Origin of the sequence: Xenorhabdus sp. BG5, from assembly GCF_015163665.1 — a bacterium.
In the GTDB taxonomy this organism is placed as follows: Bacteria; Pseudomonadota; Gammaproteobacteria; order Enterobacterales; family Enterobacteriaceae; genus Xenorhabdus.
Map to the genome: position 1 here is coordinate 54370 of NZ_JADEUG010000010.1, position 15316 is coordinate 69685.

12 protein-coding genes, 1 other RNA gene and 1 pseudogene are annotated in these 15316 nt (G+C 41.4%); 8 read left to right on the forward strand and 6 right to left on the reverse strand.

Features of this window, described 5'->3' with window-relative positions:
* Positions 1-13: 13 nt before the first annotated feature.
* Positions 14-1066 (reverse strand): PLP-dependent cysteine synthase family protein, encoded by a 1053-nt coding sequence (locus IQ209_RS07360; RefSeq protein WP_193850396.1) that lies wholly within the window; start codon positions 1064-1066, stop codon positions 14-16.
* Positions 1067-1188: 122 nt separating this feature from the next.
* On the opposite strand from IQ209_RS07360, the gene IQ209_RS07365 reads away from it, so the two are divergent.
* From IQ209_RS07365 to amtB, 5 genes are all read left to right on the forward strand, one after another.
* Positions 1189-1662, forward strand: a complete 474-nt coding sequence (locus IQ209_RS07365) for an Lrp/AsnC family transcriptional regulator (RefSeq protein WP_193850398.1) — start codon at positions 1189-1191, stop codon at positions 1660-1662.
* Between the two features lie 57 nt (positions 1663-1719).
* Positions 1720-3468 (forward strand): SmdA family multidrug ABC transporter permease/ATP-binding protein, encoded by a 1749-nt coding sequence (locus IQ209_RS07370; protein ID WP_193850401.1) that lies wholly within the window; start codon positions 1720-1722, stop codon positions 3466-3468.
* Positions 3461-5230 carry a SmdB family multidrug efflux ABC transporter permease/ATP-binding protein gene (locus IQ209_RS07375; RefSeq protein ID WP_193850403.1) on the forward strand — a complete coding sequence of 590 codons (1770 nt, stop codon included), beginning with the start codon at positions 3461-3463 and terminating at the stop codon, positions 5228-5230. Before IQ209_RS07370 ends, IQ209_RS07375 begins: the two co-directional genes overlap by 8 nt.
* 168 nt (positions 5231-5398) lie before the next feature.
* On the forward strand, positions 5399-5737 hold the full coding sequence (gene glnK / locus IQ209_RS07380; RefSeq protein WP_193850405.1) for a P-II family nitrogen regulator: 339 nt from the start codon (positions 5399-5401) through the stop codon (positions 5735-5737).
* A gap of 15 nt (positions 5738-5752) precedes the next feature.
* A complete protein-coding gene (gene amtB, locus IQ209_RS07385) occupies positions 5753-7033 on the forward strand; it encodes an ammonium transporter AmtB (protein WP_193850407.1) in 1281 nt (426 codons plus the stop codon).
* A 79-nt stretch (positions 7034-7112) separates the two neighbouring features.
* Here the strand turns inward: amtB and tesB are convergent, their stop codons facing one another.
* Positions 7113-7967, reverse strand: coding sequence for an acyl-CoA thioesterase II (gene tesB / locus IQ209_RS07390; protein ID WP_193850409.1), 855 nt, complete (start codon positions 7965-7967; stop codon positions 7113-7115).
* A 544-nt stretch (positions 7968-8511) separates the two neighbouring features.
* Between tesB and ffs the strand changes: the two genes are divergently transcribed.
* Positions 8512-8608, forward strand: an RNA gene (gene ffs / locus IQ209_RS07395) — signal recognition particle sRNA small type.
* Between the two features lie 89 nt (positions 8609-8697).
* Here ffs and IQ209_RS07400 read toward each other — a convergent pair.
* The 4 genes from IQ209_RS07400 to IQ209_RS07415 form a co-directional block, all read right to left on the reverse strand.
* The gene (locus IQ209_RS07400; protein WP_047766794.1) at positions 8698-8901 is read right to left on the reverse strand and encodes an HHA domain-containing protein; all 204 of its coding nucleotides are present in this window, start codon (positions 8899-8901) and stop codon (positions 8698-8700) included.
* Between the two features lie 48 nt (positions 8902-8949).
* The gene (gene tomB / locus IQ209_RS07405; RefSeq protein ID WP_193850411.1) at positions 8950-9318 is read right to left on the reverse strand and encodes an Hha toxicity modulator TomB; all 369 of its coding nucleotides are present in this window, start codon (positions 9316-9318) and stop codon (positions 8950-8952) included.
* 639 nt (positions 9319-9957) lie between these two features.
* Positions 9958-13107, reverse strand: coding sequence for an efflux RND transporter permease subunit (locus IQ209_RS07410; protein ID WP_193850413.1), 3150 nt, complete (start codon positions 13105-13107; stop codon positions 9958-9960).
* A gap of 14 nt (positions 13108-13121) precedes the next feature.
* Complete coding sequence (locus tag IQ209_RS07415; RefSeq protein WP_193850415.1) at positions 13122-14321, reverse strand: efflux RND transporter periplasmic adaptor subunit; 1200 nt, start codon at positions 14319-14321, stop codon at positions 13122-13124.
* Positions 14322-14463: 142 nt separating this feature from the next.
* On the opposite strand from IQ209_RS07415, the gene acrR reads away from it, so the two are divergent.
* Both acrR and IQ209_RS07425 read left to right on the forward strand, forming a co-directional pair.
* Positions 14464-15099: a multidrug efflux transporter transcriptional repressor AcrR gene (acrR, locus tag IQ209_RS07420; RefSeq protein ID WP_193850417.1), complete on the forward strand. Its 636-nt coding sequence runs from the start codon at positions 14464-14466 to the stop codon at positions 15097-15099.
* 45 nt (positions 15100-15144) lie between these two features.
* Positions 15145-15315, forward strand: a pseudogene (locus IQ209_RS07425) (DsrE family protein); the annotation flags it as partial.
* Between the last annotated feature and the right edge of the window lies 1 nt (position 15316).

The following is a 15316-nucleotide window of genomic DNA, read 5'->3' on the forward strand; positions in this document are numbered from 1 at the left end:
TGAAGGAGATATGTTACTTATAACCGTCTAACTTGGGTAGTTGTGTTAGGTACTGTGTGATATCACCGATATTATTTCGCACCCACTCTGGGTTGTAATAAGTATCAAGGTAGCGCTCTCCACTATCACAGAGTAATGTCACAATTGCCCCTTGTTGGTTGTTATCGTGCATTTGCTTGGCGAGTTGTAAAGCTCCCCAGACGTTAGTTCCTGTTGATGCTCCCGTTTTTCTGCCAATTAATTTTTCAAGCCAATAAATGGTAGCAATCGTGGCAGGATCGGGAACTTGGATCATGTCATCGATAACCGTAGGAATAAAAGAAGGTTCTGCGCGTGGACGGCCAATTCCTTCTATTTTACTGCCCGTACTTCCGCAAATATCATGGCGGTTCTGATGGTAGCAATCGTAGAAGACGGAGTTTTCTGGATCGACAACAATAAGTTTAGTGTCATATCCCTGATAGCGGATATAACGACCAAGTGTCGCAGATGTGCCACCCGTTCCTGCACTCATAACGATGTAAGTTGGTTCAGGAAAAGGCTCTAGTTGCATCTGGCGGAAAATACTTTCTGCAATATTATTGTTTCCTCGCCAGTCAGTTGCTCGCTCGGCATAGGTAAACTGATCCATGTAATGGCCATTAAGCTCTTTTGCCAGGCGCTCTGATTCTTGATAAATCAGGGCGGAATGCTCTACAAAATGGCATTTACCGCCATAGAACTCAATCTCTTGAATTTTGCGCTTGGCAGTACAGGAAGGCATAACTGCAATAAATGGTAATCCAAGTAAGCGGGCAAAATAAGCTTCCGAAACAGCAGTACTTCCGGATGAGGCTTCAATAATAGGTGTTCCTTCTTGGATCCAACCATTAGTGAGCGCATAAAGGAATAGGGAACGTGCAAGTCGATGTTTGAGGCTACCAGTGGGATGCGTGCTCTCATCTTTGAGATAAAGATGAATACCTGGAAACATTGGGAGGTTAAGACGAATGAGATGTGTATCAGCACTGCGTTGATAATCAGCCTGGATAGCTTTTATGGCATTTTTAGCCCATAAAGACGACATAAATTGACCCTAAATAGTAATACCGTAGTGGTATATAGATTACCCTTACATTCGGAGAAATAGATTATTATTTTTCTTAGAATATCCGTTATATTTGGGAAATATTTCTATAGGATTTAGATATGTTAGATAAAATAGACCGTAAGCTACTGGAACTGCTCCAACACGATTGTAGTCTATCCTTGAACGCACTGGCTGAAGCCGTTAATTTGACTTCGACACCTTGCTGGAAGCGCCTTAAACGACTTGAAGATGAAGGTTATATTGTTGGCAGGGTTGCCTTGTTAAATGGGGAAAAACTCGGTCTGGGTTTGACAGTGATAGTGATGATTAAAACCCAGCAACATAGCAGTGAATGGTATGAACAGTTTGTCACCTTTATAAAAGAGATGCCAGAAGTCTTAACATTTTATCGTATGGCTGGTGAATATGATTACTTGATGCATATAGAAGTTGTTGATATGAAGAGTTATGATCATTTCTACAAGCGTATGGTAAATGGGGTTTCTGGTTTGATTGATGTTACCTCTAACTTTGCCATGGAAAAGATCAAATATACAACGGCGCTGCCAATACCCGATTCAGTAACATCATAAAGATCCCTTTGGTCGGTAGGTGCTAACTCTTTCATTTTTTACCTTGGGAATAGGTGTGTGAGATTATTTTCACAATTAAGCTGGTATTTTATTCGTGAATGGCGGCGTTATCTGGGGGCTGTCATTTTCCTCGTTTTGATTGCGGTGCTGCAACTCATTCCTCCCCACTTAGTTGGGATTATCGTTGATGGCATTAGCACAAAAACAATGACCTTCCGCCAGCTATTGATGTTGCTGGGGTTAATGCTGTTCATTGCTTTGGCAATCTATGGTCTGAGATATGTTTGGCGTGTATGGTTGTTCGGTGCTTCTTATCGGCTAGCTGTTAAGCTGCGTGGTGACTTCTACAAGCGTCTGAGTAGTCAGAATCCTGAATTTTATTTGCGTCATAGAACAGGCGATCTCATGGCACGCGCAACAAATGATGTTGACAGAGTTGTTTTTGCCGCAGGTGAGGGAGTCCTTACTTTGGTTGATGCTTTAGTTATGGGGTGTTCTGTCCTAATTGTAATGAGCGTGGAGATCAGTTGGCAATTAACATTGTTATCATTAGCACCGATGCCCATTATGGCCTTGGCGATTAAGCATTATGGTAATCAGCTTCATCATCGTTTTAAATCTGCGCAAGGCGCATTCTCTGTACTGAATAACCATGCGCAGGAAAGTTTGACTAGTATCCGTATGATAAAAGCGTTTGGATTGGAAAAACTTCAATCTAATCAGTTTGAAGAAGTTGCTATTGATGCTGGGCGTAAGAATATGCATGTGGCGCGTGTAGATGCGCGTTTTGACCCCACCATTTTCATTGCTATTACTGTTGCAAACCTCTTGGCTGTCGGTGGAGGGAGTTGGATGGTGGTGAATGGTTCCATGACCCTTGGTGAGTTGACCAGTTTTGTCATGTACCTGGGATTGATGATCTGGCCTATGTTGGCATTGGCATGGATGTTCAACATTGTTGAGAGAGGAAGTGCTGCTTATACACGTATCCGCAGTTTGTTGCAGGAACCTCTGGTAACCGAAGATGGTGTGTTGTCTTTATCTTCAGTGCGAGGGAGTTTGCAGGCAAATATCAACATATTTACCTATCCCCAAAGTGATAAACCTGTTTTGGAAAATATCCATTTCCAACTAGAACCTGGTCAGTTATTGGGGCTTTGTGGGTCAACGGGGGCAGGGAAGAGTACTTTATTGGCGTTGTTACAACGGCAGTTTGATGTAACCGATGGAGCTATTCTTTTTCAGTCAAAAAATATCTCTGCGCTTCGAATAGAAGAGTGGCGTTCACGATTGGCTATTGTCAACCAAACTCCTTTCCTGTTTTCGGATACGGTTGCAGGTAATATTGCGTTGGGGCGACCCGATGCAACCCAAGAACAAATAGAAGAAGTCGCTCGCTTAGCAAGTGTACATGATGATATTTTGCGATTGCCTCAAGGTTATCAAACGGAAGTGGGAGAACGTGGTGTGATGCTTTCCGGGGGGCAAAAACAGCGTATATCCATTGCCAGGGCTTTGCTGTTAGAGGCGGAGATTTTAATCCTTGATGATGCCCTATCAGCCGTTGATGGTCACACGGAACACCAGATTATGAAAAATCTTAGCCAATGGCGGCAACAGCGCACTGTTATTATCAGTGCGCATCGGCTGTCGGCATTAACGGAAGCCGATAATATTTTAGTTATGCAACATGGCTCGGTTATACAACACGGCCAGCATAAACAGCTTATCACCCAATCAGGTTGGTATTCCGATATGTACCATTACCAACAATTAGAAGCTGCATTGGGTGGAGAAAATGACTAAAACGCATATAGGTAAGCTATGGCCGTCATTAAAGCGCTTGCTTTCTTACGGCAAAAATTACCGCAAACCGATGCTAATTGCTGTATTGATGTTGTGGGTTGCTGCATTGGCAGAGGTAAGCGGACCTCTGATTGTGAGTTATTTTATCGACAATATGGTTGCAACGGGAAATTTACCGCTTGATATTGTTGGTGGACTTGCCGCAATATTCTTGATTTTGCAGCTTATTGCTGCCGCTTTACACTATTATCAAACATTATTTTTTAATCAGGCATCTGTGGGAGTGGTGCAGAAGCTTCGCACTGATGTGATGGATTCAGCATTACGTCAGCCATTAAGTGCTTTTGATAATCAACCCGTCGGACAACTAATATCCCGTGTAACAAATGATACTGAGGTCATTAAGGATCTGTTTGTTAATGTGATTCCAATGGTATTTCGCTGTGTTGCACTAATTGGTGCCATGCTGATAGCCATGTTTGTTTTAAATTGGCGTATGGCATGTGTTGCAATCGTAATATTTCCGGCAGTCTTGCTTGTAATGGTGATCTATCAGCGTCTTAGTACCCCAATAGTGAGGCGGGTTCGCGGTTATCTGGCTGACATTAATGATGGTTTCAATGAAGCCATTAATGGAATGAGTGTGATTCAGCAGTTTCGTCAGCAAGCTCGTTTTGGCGAGAAAATGTTGGCTACCAACCGAGCTCATTATCAGGCTCGTATGCAGGCTTTACGGTTAGATGGCATCTTATTAAGGCCATTATTGAGTTTCTTTTCTGCCGCAATATTGTGTGGTTTGCTCTTATTGTTTGGTATCAAAGGCACTGAGGTTATTGGCGTTGGTGTATTGTATGCCTTTATTAACTATCTTGGGAGATTAAATGAGCCGCTGATTGAGTTGACTTCACAGCAATCGGTATTGCAGCAAGCGGTAGTTTCAGGAGAACGTGTTTTCGAATTGATGGATAGTCCACAACAGCAATATGGTAATGACTTGCGGGCATTAGAAAGCGGCAGAATTAATATTGAAAACTTAAATTTTGCTTATCGTGGTGACAAACTTGTCTTGAGCGATATTAACCTGCATGTTCCTCCACATGGATTTGTGGCTTTGGTTGGGCATACAGGGAGTGGAAAAAGTACTCTGGCTAATTTGATTATGGGGTACTATCCGTGGCAAGACGGTGAGATCTATCTTGACAGGCGTTCCATATCTTCGCTTTCTCACTCAGTGCTGCGTAATGGGGTGGCAATGGTGCAGCAAGATCCTGTTGTTTTGGCAGCTTCATTCCTCAACAATATCACGCTAGGGCGGGATATCAGTGAAGAGAAAATATGGGAAGTACTAGAATTAGTTCAATTAGCTGACTTTGTTCGTAATTTACCCGATGGTTTGAATTTCGTTTTGGGAGAACAAGGGAATACACTTTCAGCTGGCCAAAAACAGCTTTTAGCAATGGCTAGAGTTTTAGTGCAAACGCCACAGATCCTTATTTTGGATGAGGCAACCGCGAATATTGACTCTGGGACAGAACAATCAGTACAGAAAGCTCTGAGAATGATCCGCAAACAGACAACATTGGTGGTGATTGCTCATCGTCTTTCAACCATTATTGAGGCTGATTCCATATTAGTGCTGCATCGTGGTGCAATTGTTGAGCAAGGTCAACATCAACAGCTACTGGAAAAGCGTGGACGCTATTATCAAATGTACCAACTCCAGCAAGTTGGCGAGACGTTGAATGAGTCAGTGCACGTTTAGTGTGCATATTTAGGCAGCGTATAGGGAGCAGATGTATTTTTTGTTCCCTTTTTTATCCCTTCTTTAAAGATGTTTTTCTATAACAAACTGATTAAACATCATTTTTAACTTTTGGCATATCCCTTGCAAACATTCCCTTGTACAAACGTAGCGAAAAACGGGGGAAATATGAAACTTATCACCATCATCATAAAGCCATTTAAGCTGGAGGAAGTGCGGGAGGCACTTGCTGATATAGGTATACAAGGTATGACTATAACAGAAGTAAAGGGATTTGGACGTCAAAAAGGTCATTCCGAACTTTATCGAGGTGCTGAATACAACGTTAATTTTTTGCCCAAAGTTAGGATTGATATTGCTACCAATGATGAACGAGTTGAAGAAATTATCCATGTTGTTCAGCAGACTGCTTTCACTGGAAAAATGGGGGATGGAAAAATCTTTCTCTTTGAATTGCAGCGTGCCGTCCGGATCAGGACGGGTGAAACGAATGATGCAGCACTGTAAATGAGAGAGGAAAAAATGAAGAATAAATTTTTATCCATAGCATGCATTGCAGCCAGTTTTCCTTCGTTTGCGATTGCTGCGGAAAGTAATCCTAATAAAGCAGACACTGTATTTATGTTAATCAATACGATACTTGTACTTTTTATGACAATACCTGGCATTGCCCTATTTTATGGGGGATTACTACGCAGCAAAAATGTGTTGTCACTAATGTCACAGGTGATTGTCAGTTTTTCATTGGTTTGTGTGCTTTGGATTATTTATGGATACAGCATGACTTTTGAGACGGGCAACGCTTTTTGGGGTGGTTTTAGTCAGGTTATGTTAAAAAATATATCCATAACTGATCTAACTGGTAATTTTTATCAGTTAATTCATGTTGTTTTCCAGGGGGCATTTGCGTGTATTACTGTTGCTTTGGTGGTGGGCGCGTTATGTGAAAGAATTCGTTTTTCTGCATTGCTGATTTTTAGTGTGTTATGGCTGACAGCATCTTATATCCCTATGGCGCATATGGTGTGGGGTGGCGGCTGGCTTGCTCAGGATGGAGCCTTGGATTTTGCTGGCGGGACTGTTGTTCATATTAATGCGGCAGCAGCAGGTTTGGTTGGTGCTTACTTACTTGGGAAGCGCTCAGGTTTTGGGCGGGAAGCATTTAAACCTCATAACCTACCAATGACTTTTATTGGAACAGCGATCCTTTATATTGGATGGTTTGGCTTTAATGTGGGATCTGCTGGTGAAGTAAATGCTATTTCGGCACTGGCTCTAGTAAATACGGTGGCAGCAACGGCGGGAGCAGTGTTGTCATGGGTTTTCTGTGAGTGGCTATTTCGTCAGAAACCTTCGCTTTTAGGAGCATGTTCCGGGTGTATTTCGGGTTTAGTCGTCATTACGCCTGCTGCTGCAACAGTGGGTATCGGTGGTGCATTGGTGATGGGGTTGATTGCAGGTATTGCGGGCTTATGGGGAGTGGTCATACTGAAGAAATGGCTACGTGTTGATGATGTTTGTGATGTGTTTGGGGTACATGGAGTATGCGGCATAGTTGGTTGTTTGTTGACCAGTGTTTTTACTGCATCCGCTTTAGGTGGAATAGGGTTTGCTGAAGGAATGACAATGCTAAGACAGCTTGGCATTCAGGCTATTAGTATATTGGTCTGTATAGTTTGGTCATCAATAGCGGCTTATATTTCATTTAAGATCGCTGATAAGTTGGTTGGGCTACGTATTAATCTTGAGTCAGAAAGAGAAGGACTTGATATTACTTCACATGGTGAAAGCGCTTATAACTGAGCACTTTTCTCTACTTGCAAATAGGTATGCCGTAATAACAGAAAAGTTGACTACGGCATACGGTTATTGATTCAATTCATCATAGCTTACGAATTACTCCCTCCTGGACCGCAGAAGCGATAAGCACACCTGCACGGTTATAGATATGCCCACGGACAAAACCACGCGCTCCTGATGCTGATGGGCTTTCGATTGAATAGAGTAACCAGTCATCCATATTGAAAGGACGGTGATACCACATTGAGTGATCAATCGTGGCTATTTGCATATTTTCCGCCATAAATTTTACGTCATGGGGCTGTAGTGCCGTGGGCAGAAAATTGAAATCTGATGCATAACCCAGCAAACAATGATGAATGGATGGATCTTCTGGCATTTTTCCGTTGCTACGGAACCAAACATAACGCACAGGGACTTGGGATGAATGATTAGGCCGATTTTGAAGAGGAACGAATTTCATCTCCAAGGGAGGCGTAGAAAAAACTTTTTTTAATTTTGTTGGGAGTGAGTTAGCCATTTTTTTTACAATTTCTACTTGGGAATCTAACTCTTCAGGAGACGGGACTAGGGGCATAGTATTTTGATGTTCAAAACTTTCTTCATGTCCTTGAAAGGATGCGGTCATGTAGAAGATAGGATGACCATTTTGTATTGCGCTGACGCGGCGGGCACTGAAGCTTTTTCCATCACGCAATATTTCAATATCATAAACAATGGGCTTATGGCTATCACCTGGGCGTAGAAAATAGCTATGAAAGGAGTGGATCATTCTATCATCCGCGACGGTTTGTTTTGCTGCATATAGTGCTTGGCCTATGACTTGCCCACCGAAAACTTGAGGAAATCCTAAGTCTTCACTTTGTCCTCGGTAAATGCCTTCTTCTATTTTTTCTAAATGTATCAAGTTAATTAAGTTTTGTAATGCTTGACTCATAATATGCCTTTACTTTTAGAGCATTTGAAAAGTATCAATGAAAGATTATGGATAATAAGTTTTTATTTATTTGAAAATAAATGGATTAAGTTGTAAATAAAATTATCCTTGAGTTTTTATTTTAGATGTGAATTATCACTGTTAATTTCATCAAGGCTTATCAAATAATGCGAATGTATTGTTTTGTAAGTTTATCTTTTTATTTGTATGATTATTTTTATTTTAAATACTAAGGGTGGGGAAATTGTTATTTAACTTAGGTTGAAGGTGTGAAATTATGTGGTTTTTATATGGTATAGCAATGATTCATTAGTGTTATTAAATATATCTATTATTGCATCTGTTTACTGTTCGTCTACTGTGAGTTATAGCTTGAAAAAAATACTGAAAGTATTCTGTTAAGTAAAATTATTAAATTTTTGATGTTTTTTACAACGTTATGGGTAATAAAGCAGCATTCAAATGAAGTTGCCTTGCTATTTCATCATGTTTGAAAGATAATGACCACCGCTTCGAAATTTGAAGCTAACATCAATGGGGGCTCTGTTGGTTCTCCCGCAATGCTAACTTGTTAACTTGGTCAGGTCTGGAAAGAAGCAGCCATAGCAAGGGATGCGTGTGCCGGGATGTAGCTGGCAGAGCCCTCACCAGTTCCAAGCTCATCATAAGATTATACTGTCAGCCGATAATAGTTACCGGCTCAAGTCACTTCCTATCTGAACATTACAGCTTAGCGGACAAATTTCCAAACAGATGATGGGATTTTATCATAGAGTTTATTCATAGTAAGTTCAGCCAAACGGTGATCAGCCGCGGAGTAGAACAATTCAAGTTCATCTTCCGAAAGCTCATATTTATTTTTTTCAATTACGCGTTCCAGTGTTTCAATAGAAGTGCATTTTCTTAAACGCATCAGATAGTCAGTTTTAGTCATAATCGCCTTATCTTATTTAGTATAAAAAAATAGTTAGAAATATATTTATCAGATTTTACTTAGAGAAGCGTTCAAATCATGTAACAGAACGTTAGTTAAGTGTTTGTTTGTTTTTTGCCATTTTGTAAGTTCAAGAAAGCTTATCTTATCACTTCCAAATAAATTATATGTTTCATCTAGATAGTCATCAATTAAGGTGCTCAGAGTGTGGTTGTCTGAGTATTTAATTTTAAAGCTCCAAACAAAAGCTGCAATGTGTTCAATCAATTCGTTTAGTTTTAAACTTTTCTCGGAGGTCAGATCGTGAATCCAATGGTTATCAGTGCGATTCAGGACGGAAAAAGCCTCATGAATTAAATTTTCGCATAAGTATTTTAATTCAGCAATATCATGCCTTCTTGGTGAATATTCATCCATAATCACCTCCGTAAACGATGCACAGCTTATTTAAACTAAGGCTTATACATGCTAATTATTATAGTCATTCTTTTAGAATAGAGCCTATCAAAACATGATTATTATTTATTAATGTTAATGCTCTATTTTACCTATCTGCCAACTAGTTTTTTTAACAAAAGTTCATTTACGTTTAGTTATGACAAAAACACTAAATTCTGGCAAAGCCTCGTTCCTGGCAAGCATTAGCATTCTACTACGAAGGATAATCATATCCACATATGCTGTGAAATATATTAAATTATACTAATACAGTAGATGCTGTAGCAATAGCACAAACAATCATTATAGGCGATTGTATTGAGACTTTCAAAATCAATATAGCGTCATTATTACATATGTCTCCATCGAGATGGAACACTTTTTACCATTAAAGGTGTAATCGAGAGAAAAACCAAGGAAAGTTACCAACTTGTCTTCTATTTATTATAAAAACAGAAGATGTTGTCTTTTAAACCTACTTTTTCATTCATAACTATTTATTTTAATTAGACTATGAATGAATTTTAATGCAGATATTGTCATTCTGTAATTTGCTGTTCGAAGGCGTTTTTACCCGTTAAAAAGGCCACATAAGTGGCCTTTTTAACATAGCTGAATTTAGTGAGGGGATGAAATGTGTTCAAGCTCCTCATTTTTTTTCGTAAACCGCCGCTTAATGACAACGAAAAACACAGGGACGAAATAAATTGCTAACGATGTAGCTGCAATCATTCCACCCAATACTCCCGTTCCTACGGCATTTTGTGCACCTGAACCCGCACCATTGCTCAATACCAGAGGCATAACGCCAAGCATAAAGGCTAAAGAAGTCATTAGGATTGGGCGCAAACGCATTCTGGCTGCTTCAAGAGTTGCCTCTATCAATCCCTTGCCTTCTTTTTCTATCAAATCTTTGGCGAACTCGACGATAAGGATGGCGTTTTTCGCAGACAACCCGATGGTCGTCAGTAAGCCAACCTTAAAGTAAACGTCGTTATCCAGTCCACGTATTGATGTTGCCAGTAATGCACCGATAACCCCCAGAGGGACGACTAGCATAACGGAGAATGGAACAGACCAGCTTTCATATAATGCTGCCAGGCAAAGGAATACGACAATCAATGACAGCGCATACAGAGCAGGAGCCTGATTACCGGATAAACGTTCTTGATAAGACATTCCGGTCCAGTCATAGCCAATTCCTGGCGGTAATTGTGATGCCAGTTGCTCCATAAGAGCCATTGCGTCACCAGTACTTTGACCAGGCGTTGCTTCACCCACAATTTCCATGGAAGGAAGACCGTTATAGCGTTCCAGACGTGGTGAACCATAAATCCAAGGTTCTTTCGATGCATCTATGAACGCAGAAAACGGCACCATTTCTCCATGATAGTTACGAACATACAACTTGCTGATATCGCTTGGTAACATGCGGTAAGGAGCATCAGCTTGAATATAGACTTTTTTAACTCGGCCGCGGTCGATAAAGTCATTGATGTAAACACCGCCAAACATCGTGCTCAGGGTTGAGTTGATATTTGTCGTGGATACAGCCAAGGCTTCTGCTTTTTCCTTATCGATATAAACGCGATATTGTTGTGTGTCATTTTGTCCATTGGGGCGGACACTCGTCAGCATTTCTGGGTGTTGTGCAACCCTACCAAGCAATTGGTTACGTGCTTCTGTCAGTGCGGCATGTCCCAGATTTCCTTTATCAATCAACTGGAAATCAAATCCGCTGGCAGAACCCAACTCTACAATTGAAGGAATATTGAACGCAAAGACAAGACCTTCCTTGATTTGAGCAAAATTTGCATTTGCTCGAGCAACAATGGCCGGAACCTTATCTTTCGAATCCTTGCGTAGTTCCCAATCTTTTAAGCTGATAAATGCCAAGCCCGTATTTTGCCCTTGTCCACTAAAACCAAAGCCATTAACTGTAAATACAGATTTAACAACGTCTTTCTCTTTGGTATAGAAGTAGTCATTGATCTCATTCAATACCTTTTGTGTCTGTTCCTGAGTTGAGCCAGGTGGTAATTGGACCATGGCCAGCAAAACCCCCTGATCTTCTTCTGGCAAGAAGGAGGATGGCAGATTCTTAAATATCCAGGCCATGCCAGCGATCAACATGACATAAATCACCAAGTAACGCCCTGTGCCACGTAACATCCGGCCGATACTATCAGTATAATGATGTGTGCTCTTTTCAAACAGATGGTTAAACCAACTAAAGAATCCGGTGTGAGTTCCATGGCTGCCTTTGACAACAGGCTTAAGCATCGTTGCACACAACGCTGGAGTCAGGATTAATGCCACCAGTACAGACAATATCATTGCTGAAACGATCGTGATTGAGAATTGGCGGTAAATCGCTCCTGTTGAACCGCCGAAGAATGCCATTGGTACAAATACAGCGGAAAGCACCAGTGCGATACCGACCAGAGCGCCTTGGATCTGCCCCATTGATTTCTTGGTAGCTTCTTTCGGTGATAGCCCCTCTTCCTGCATGATTCGTTCGACGTTTTCCACTACAACAATGGCATCATCCACGAGCAGGCCTATGGCAAGTACCATAGCGAACATGGTCAATGTATTAATGGAATAGCCAAACGCAGCAAGAATGGCAAATGTACCAAGTAGTACAACCGGAACCGCAATCGTTGGGATAAAGGTAGCTCGGAAGTTTTGCAGGAAGAGGTACATGACGATAAACACTAACAGAATGGCTTCTGCCAATGTTTTCACCACTTCGAAAATAGAAATTTTAACGAATGGCGTGGTGTCATACGGATAGACAATAGTCAACCCATGTGGGAAGAAAGGCTGCATCTCAGCCAGTGCTTCTTTAACGGCTTTGGAAGTATTTAAGGCGTTGGCATCAGTTGCCAGTTTGATACCAATCCCTGCTGCCGGTTTGCCATTGAAGCGACCAATGATACTGTAATTTTCCGCACCTAATTGAATGGTAGCGACATCATGCAAACGAATTTGTGAACCGTCGGGATTCATGCGCAGCAAAATGTTGCCAAATTCTTCTGCCGAATTCAGGCGAGTTTGTGCGATGATCGAAGCATTTAAACGCTGACCTGGAACCGGTGGTGTTCCTCCTAATTGCCCGGCCGCAACCTGATTATTCTGAGCCTTGATTGCACTGATAACATCCTGAGTGGTGATTTTATAGTTGAGCAATTTGTCAGGGTTGAGCCAGATACGCATGGCGTACTGCGTACCGAAAAGCATTGTCTCACCCACACCAGTAACACGGCTCAAGTTATCTTTGACACTGCCTCCGATATAGTCAGCGATATCATCTTGGGTCATGGAACCATCTTGAGAGATGAAACCCGCTACCATCAAAAACGAACTGGTAGTCTTATCAACATTAACACCTTGTTGCTGAACTTCTTGAGGCAATAGCGGCATTGCCAATTGCAGTTTATTTTGAACCTGAACTTGCGCGATATCTGGATCTGTGCCTGCTTCAAAGGTCAGCATAATATTCATGTGTCCTGCAGAATCGCTGCTGGAAGACATGTACACGAGATTATCGATACCGTTCATGTTCTGTTCAATAACCTGTGTTACAGTATTTTGTACTGTTGTCGCGTCAGCTCCTGGATAAACCGCTGAAATGGAAATAGCAGGTGGCGCAATAGCAGGATATTGCTCCACGGGTAATTTCATGATTGCCAGCAAGCCAGATAGCATAGTGATAATCGCGATTACCCATGCAAAAATTGGCCGTTCGATAAAAAACTTAGGCATGAATCACCGACTCCTTATTGAGGCTTTTTTGCAGACTCAGCTTGATTAGCCGTAGGATTAGCATTCAAATCTGTTTCCGTTGATTTGACCGTTATTCCCGGCGCTATTTTCTGCAATCCCGTGACGATTACTCTATCTCCAGCTTTCAGACCTTCTGTCACCAACCACTTGTTACCAATTGCCTGAGTAGCGTTGATATTGCGCAATTCTACTTTGTTATCTTTATCTACAATCAGTGTGGTTGCTTGACCACGAGGTGTTCTGGTAATAGCTTGCTGAGGAACCAAAATCGCATTTTTGCGTACACCTTCTTCTAACTTAGTGCGCACAAACATACCTGGCAGTAATTCTTCATTCGGGTTTGGGAACACAGCACGCATAGTGATAGAGCTTGTTGTCTCGTCAACCGTCACGTCAGAAAACTCCAGGTAACCTTCTTGACTGTATTCTTGCCCGGTGTCAGTTATTAGGCGGATTTTAGTCTTTTTGCTCTCTTTTTGAACGGTTCCTTTTGCAATTTCATTTTTTAGTCGCAGATAGTCGTCACTTGATTGAGTGATATCAACATAGATAGGATCTAACTGCTGAACAATCGTTAGGGCTGTTGGCTGACCCGCAGAAACTAGTGCTCCTTCTGTGACGGTCGACTTACCCGCACGCCCAGAAATAGGGGAAGTTACCTTGGTGTATGCCAGGTTGATTCTGGCGTTTTCCAACGCAGCCTGAGAGGATTGAACATCTGCTTTTGCCTGAGCATATTCTGAATTTGCTTTATCAAATTCCTGCTTACTCACGTATTGTGTGCCTAGCAAGGATTGATAACGTTCAACGGTTAAGCGGGAAACATTCTCATTGGCTTGCGCCCTGGCTAAGCTTGCTTTGGCTTTACTGTATTCTGCTTGATAAGTTGCGGGATCTATTTGGTATAACGACTCACCAGCAACCACATCACTTCCTTCTTTATAGTTACGTTTCAGTATGATGCCGCCGACTTGGGGACGAACCTCGGCAACACGATAAGCCGATGTACGGCCTGGTAATTCTGTGATGACCGTTAGAGGTTCTGCCTTCAGCGTTACGATACCAACTTCAGGAACATGCTGGCCGGCAGCCCCTTGCTGTGTATTTTTATTGTCATTACATCCTGAAAGAATGAAACTGCCTGAAATTACCAGTAATGTGGCCAGAGGCAAAACTCCCCTGTTCTTTCGCATAAGTAAACCTCAATTTTTCAATGTTGATTCGCTAATCTAACAAGTGAAATCATTACTTCGTTGGTTATTGGGTGCTATAGTACAAACATACATGAATGTATGTAAATCAGCCTCCGTCAAAAACAAAGTTTATGGCACTAAAATGGCACGAAAAACTAAACAGCAAGCAAATCAAACTCGTCAGCAAATCATAGATGCTGCGATAAAGTCCTTTTCTGAGCGTGGAGTTTCTGCTACCTCGCTATCCGATATCGCAACTGCCGCTGGTGTAACGCGCGGAGCAATTTACTGGCACTTTAAAAATAAAACAGATCTACTTTCTGTTGTTTGTAGAATGCCAGAGCATAAAATAGACGAACTAGAGAAAGAGTATCAATCAAAATATCCTGATAATCCACTTATTGCGTTGAGATATTTATTAATTTCCATGTTAAAAATGATGATTGATGATCCTCAGATTCGACAATTAATGGAAATTTTTTTCCATAAATGTGAATTCGTTGGAGAAATGTCGCCATTAGTCGAGGATATTAGGGAAATGTGCATTTCTGATTACAAGAAAATTGAAAAAATGTTATTTGCTTGTATTCAATCTGGAGAGCTACCCTATGATCTTGATTTCAGACGTTCTGCCATTATGTTGAGGGCATTGATGACTGGGATATTTGAAAACTGGTCATTCTCACCGGACAGTTTTAATATTCAAGAGCAATCTGCTCATTTGGTGGATAGTTTCATTGATACACTTAAATACAGCCACCATTTGCGGAACAATTGAAGAAAACGGATCTTGAAGGAAGCCCGCAGCGAACTGAAATTCTAAGCTACAGTCGTTGGTTTGGCCGGGCAAACGCCTAAAGAAGACTATAATTTAAAACAAATGCTGGAAATTTTGACGGCACAAGGTGTCGAAGTTAAATTGTGCAAAATCTGCACTGATGTCAGGGGAATGAATGAACTGGCATTGGTGGATGGTGTGGCAAATGATGAGTAGA

What these genes read in the sequence shown, in the direction of transcription:
- tesB (WP_193850409.1), bottom strand. Translation starts at nt 7,967, where the DNA reads ATGAGTCAAGCATTACAAAACTTAATTAACTTGATACATTTAGAAAAA.
- IQ209_RS07365 (WP_193850398.1), top strand. Translation starts at nt 1,189, where the DNA reads ATGTTAGATAAAATAGACCGTAAGCTACTGGAACTGCTCCAACACGAT.
- glnK (WP_193850405.1), top strand. Translation starts at nt 5,399, where the DNA reads ATGAAACTTATCACCATCATCATAAAGCCATTTAAGCTGGAGGAAGTG.
- IQ209_RS07400 (WP_047766794.1), bottom strand. Translation starts at nt 8,901, where the DNA reads ATGACTAAAACTGACTATCTGATGCGTTTAAGAAAATGCACTTCTATT.
- IQ209_RS07360 (WP_193850396.1), bottom strand. Translation starts at nt 1,066, where the DNA reads ATGTCGTCTTTATGGGCTAAAAATGCCATAAAAGCTATCCAGGCTGAT.
- IQ209_RS07375 (WP_193850403.1), top strand. Translation starts at nt 3,461, where the DNA reads ATGACTAAAACGCATATAGGTAAGCTATGGCCGTCATTAAAGCGCTTG.
- amtB (WP_193850407.1), top strand. Translation starts at nt 5,753, where the DNA reads ATGAAGAATAAATTTTTATCCATAGCATGCATTGCAGCCAGTTTTCCT.
- IQ209_RS07415 (WP_193850415.1), bottom strand. Translation starts at nt 14,321, where the DNA reads ATGCGAAAGAACAGGGGAGTTTTGCCTCTGGCCACATTACTGGTAATT.
- IQ209_RS07410 (WP_193850413.1), bottom strand. Translation starts at nt 13,107, where the DNA reads ATGCCTAAGTTTTTTATCGAACGGCCAATTTTTGCATGGGTAATCGCG.
- tomB (WP_193850411.1), bottom strand. Translation starts at nt 9,318, where the DNA reads ATGGATGAATATTCACCAAGAAGGCATGATATTGCTGAATTAAAATAC.
- acrR (WP_193850417.1), top strand. Translation starts at nt 14,464, where the DNA reads ATGGCACGAAAAACTAAACAGCAAGCAAATCAAACTCGTCAGCAAATC.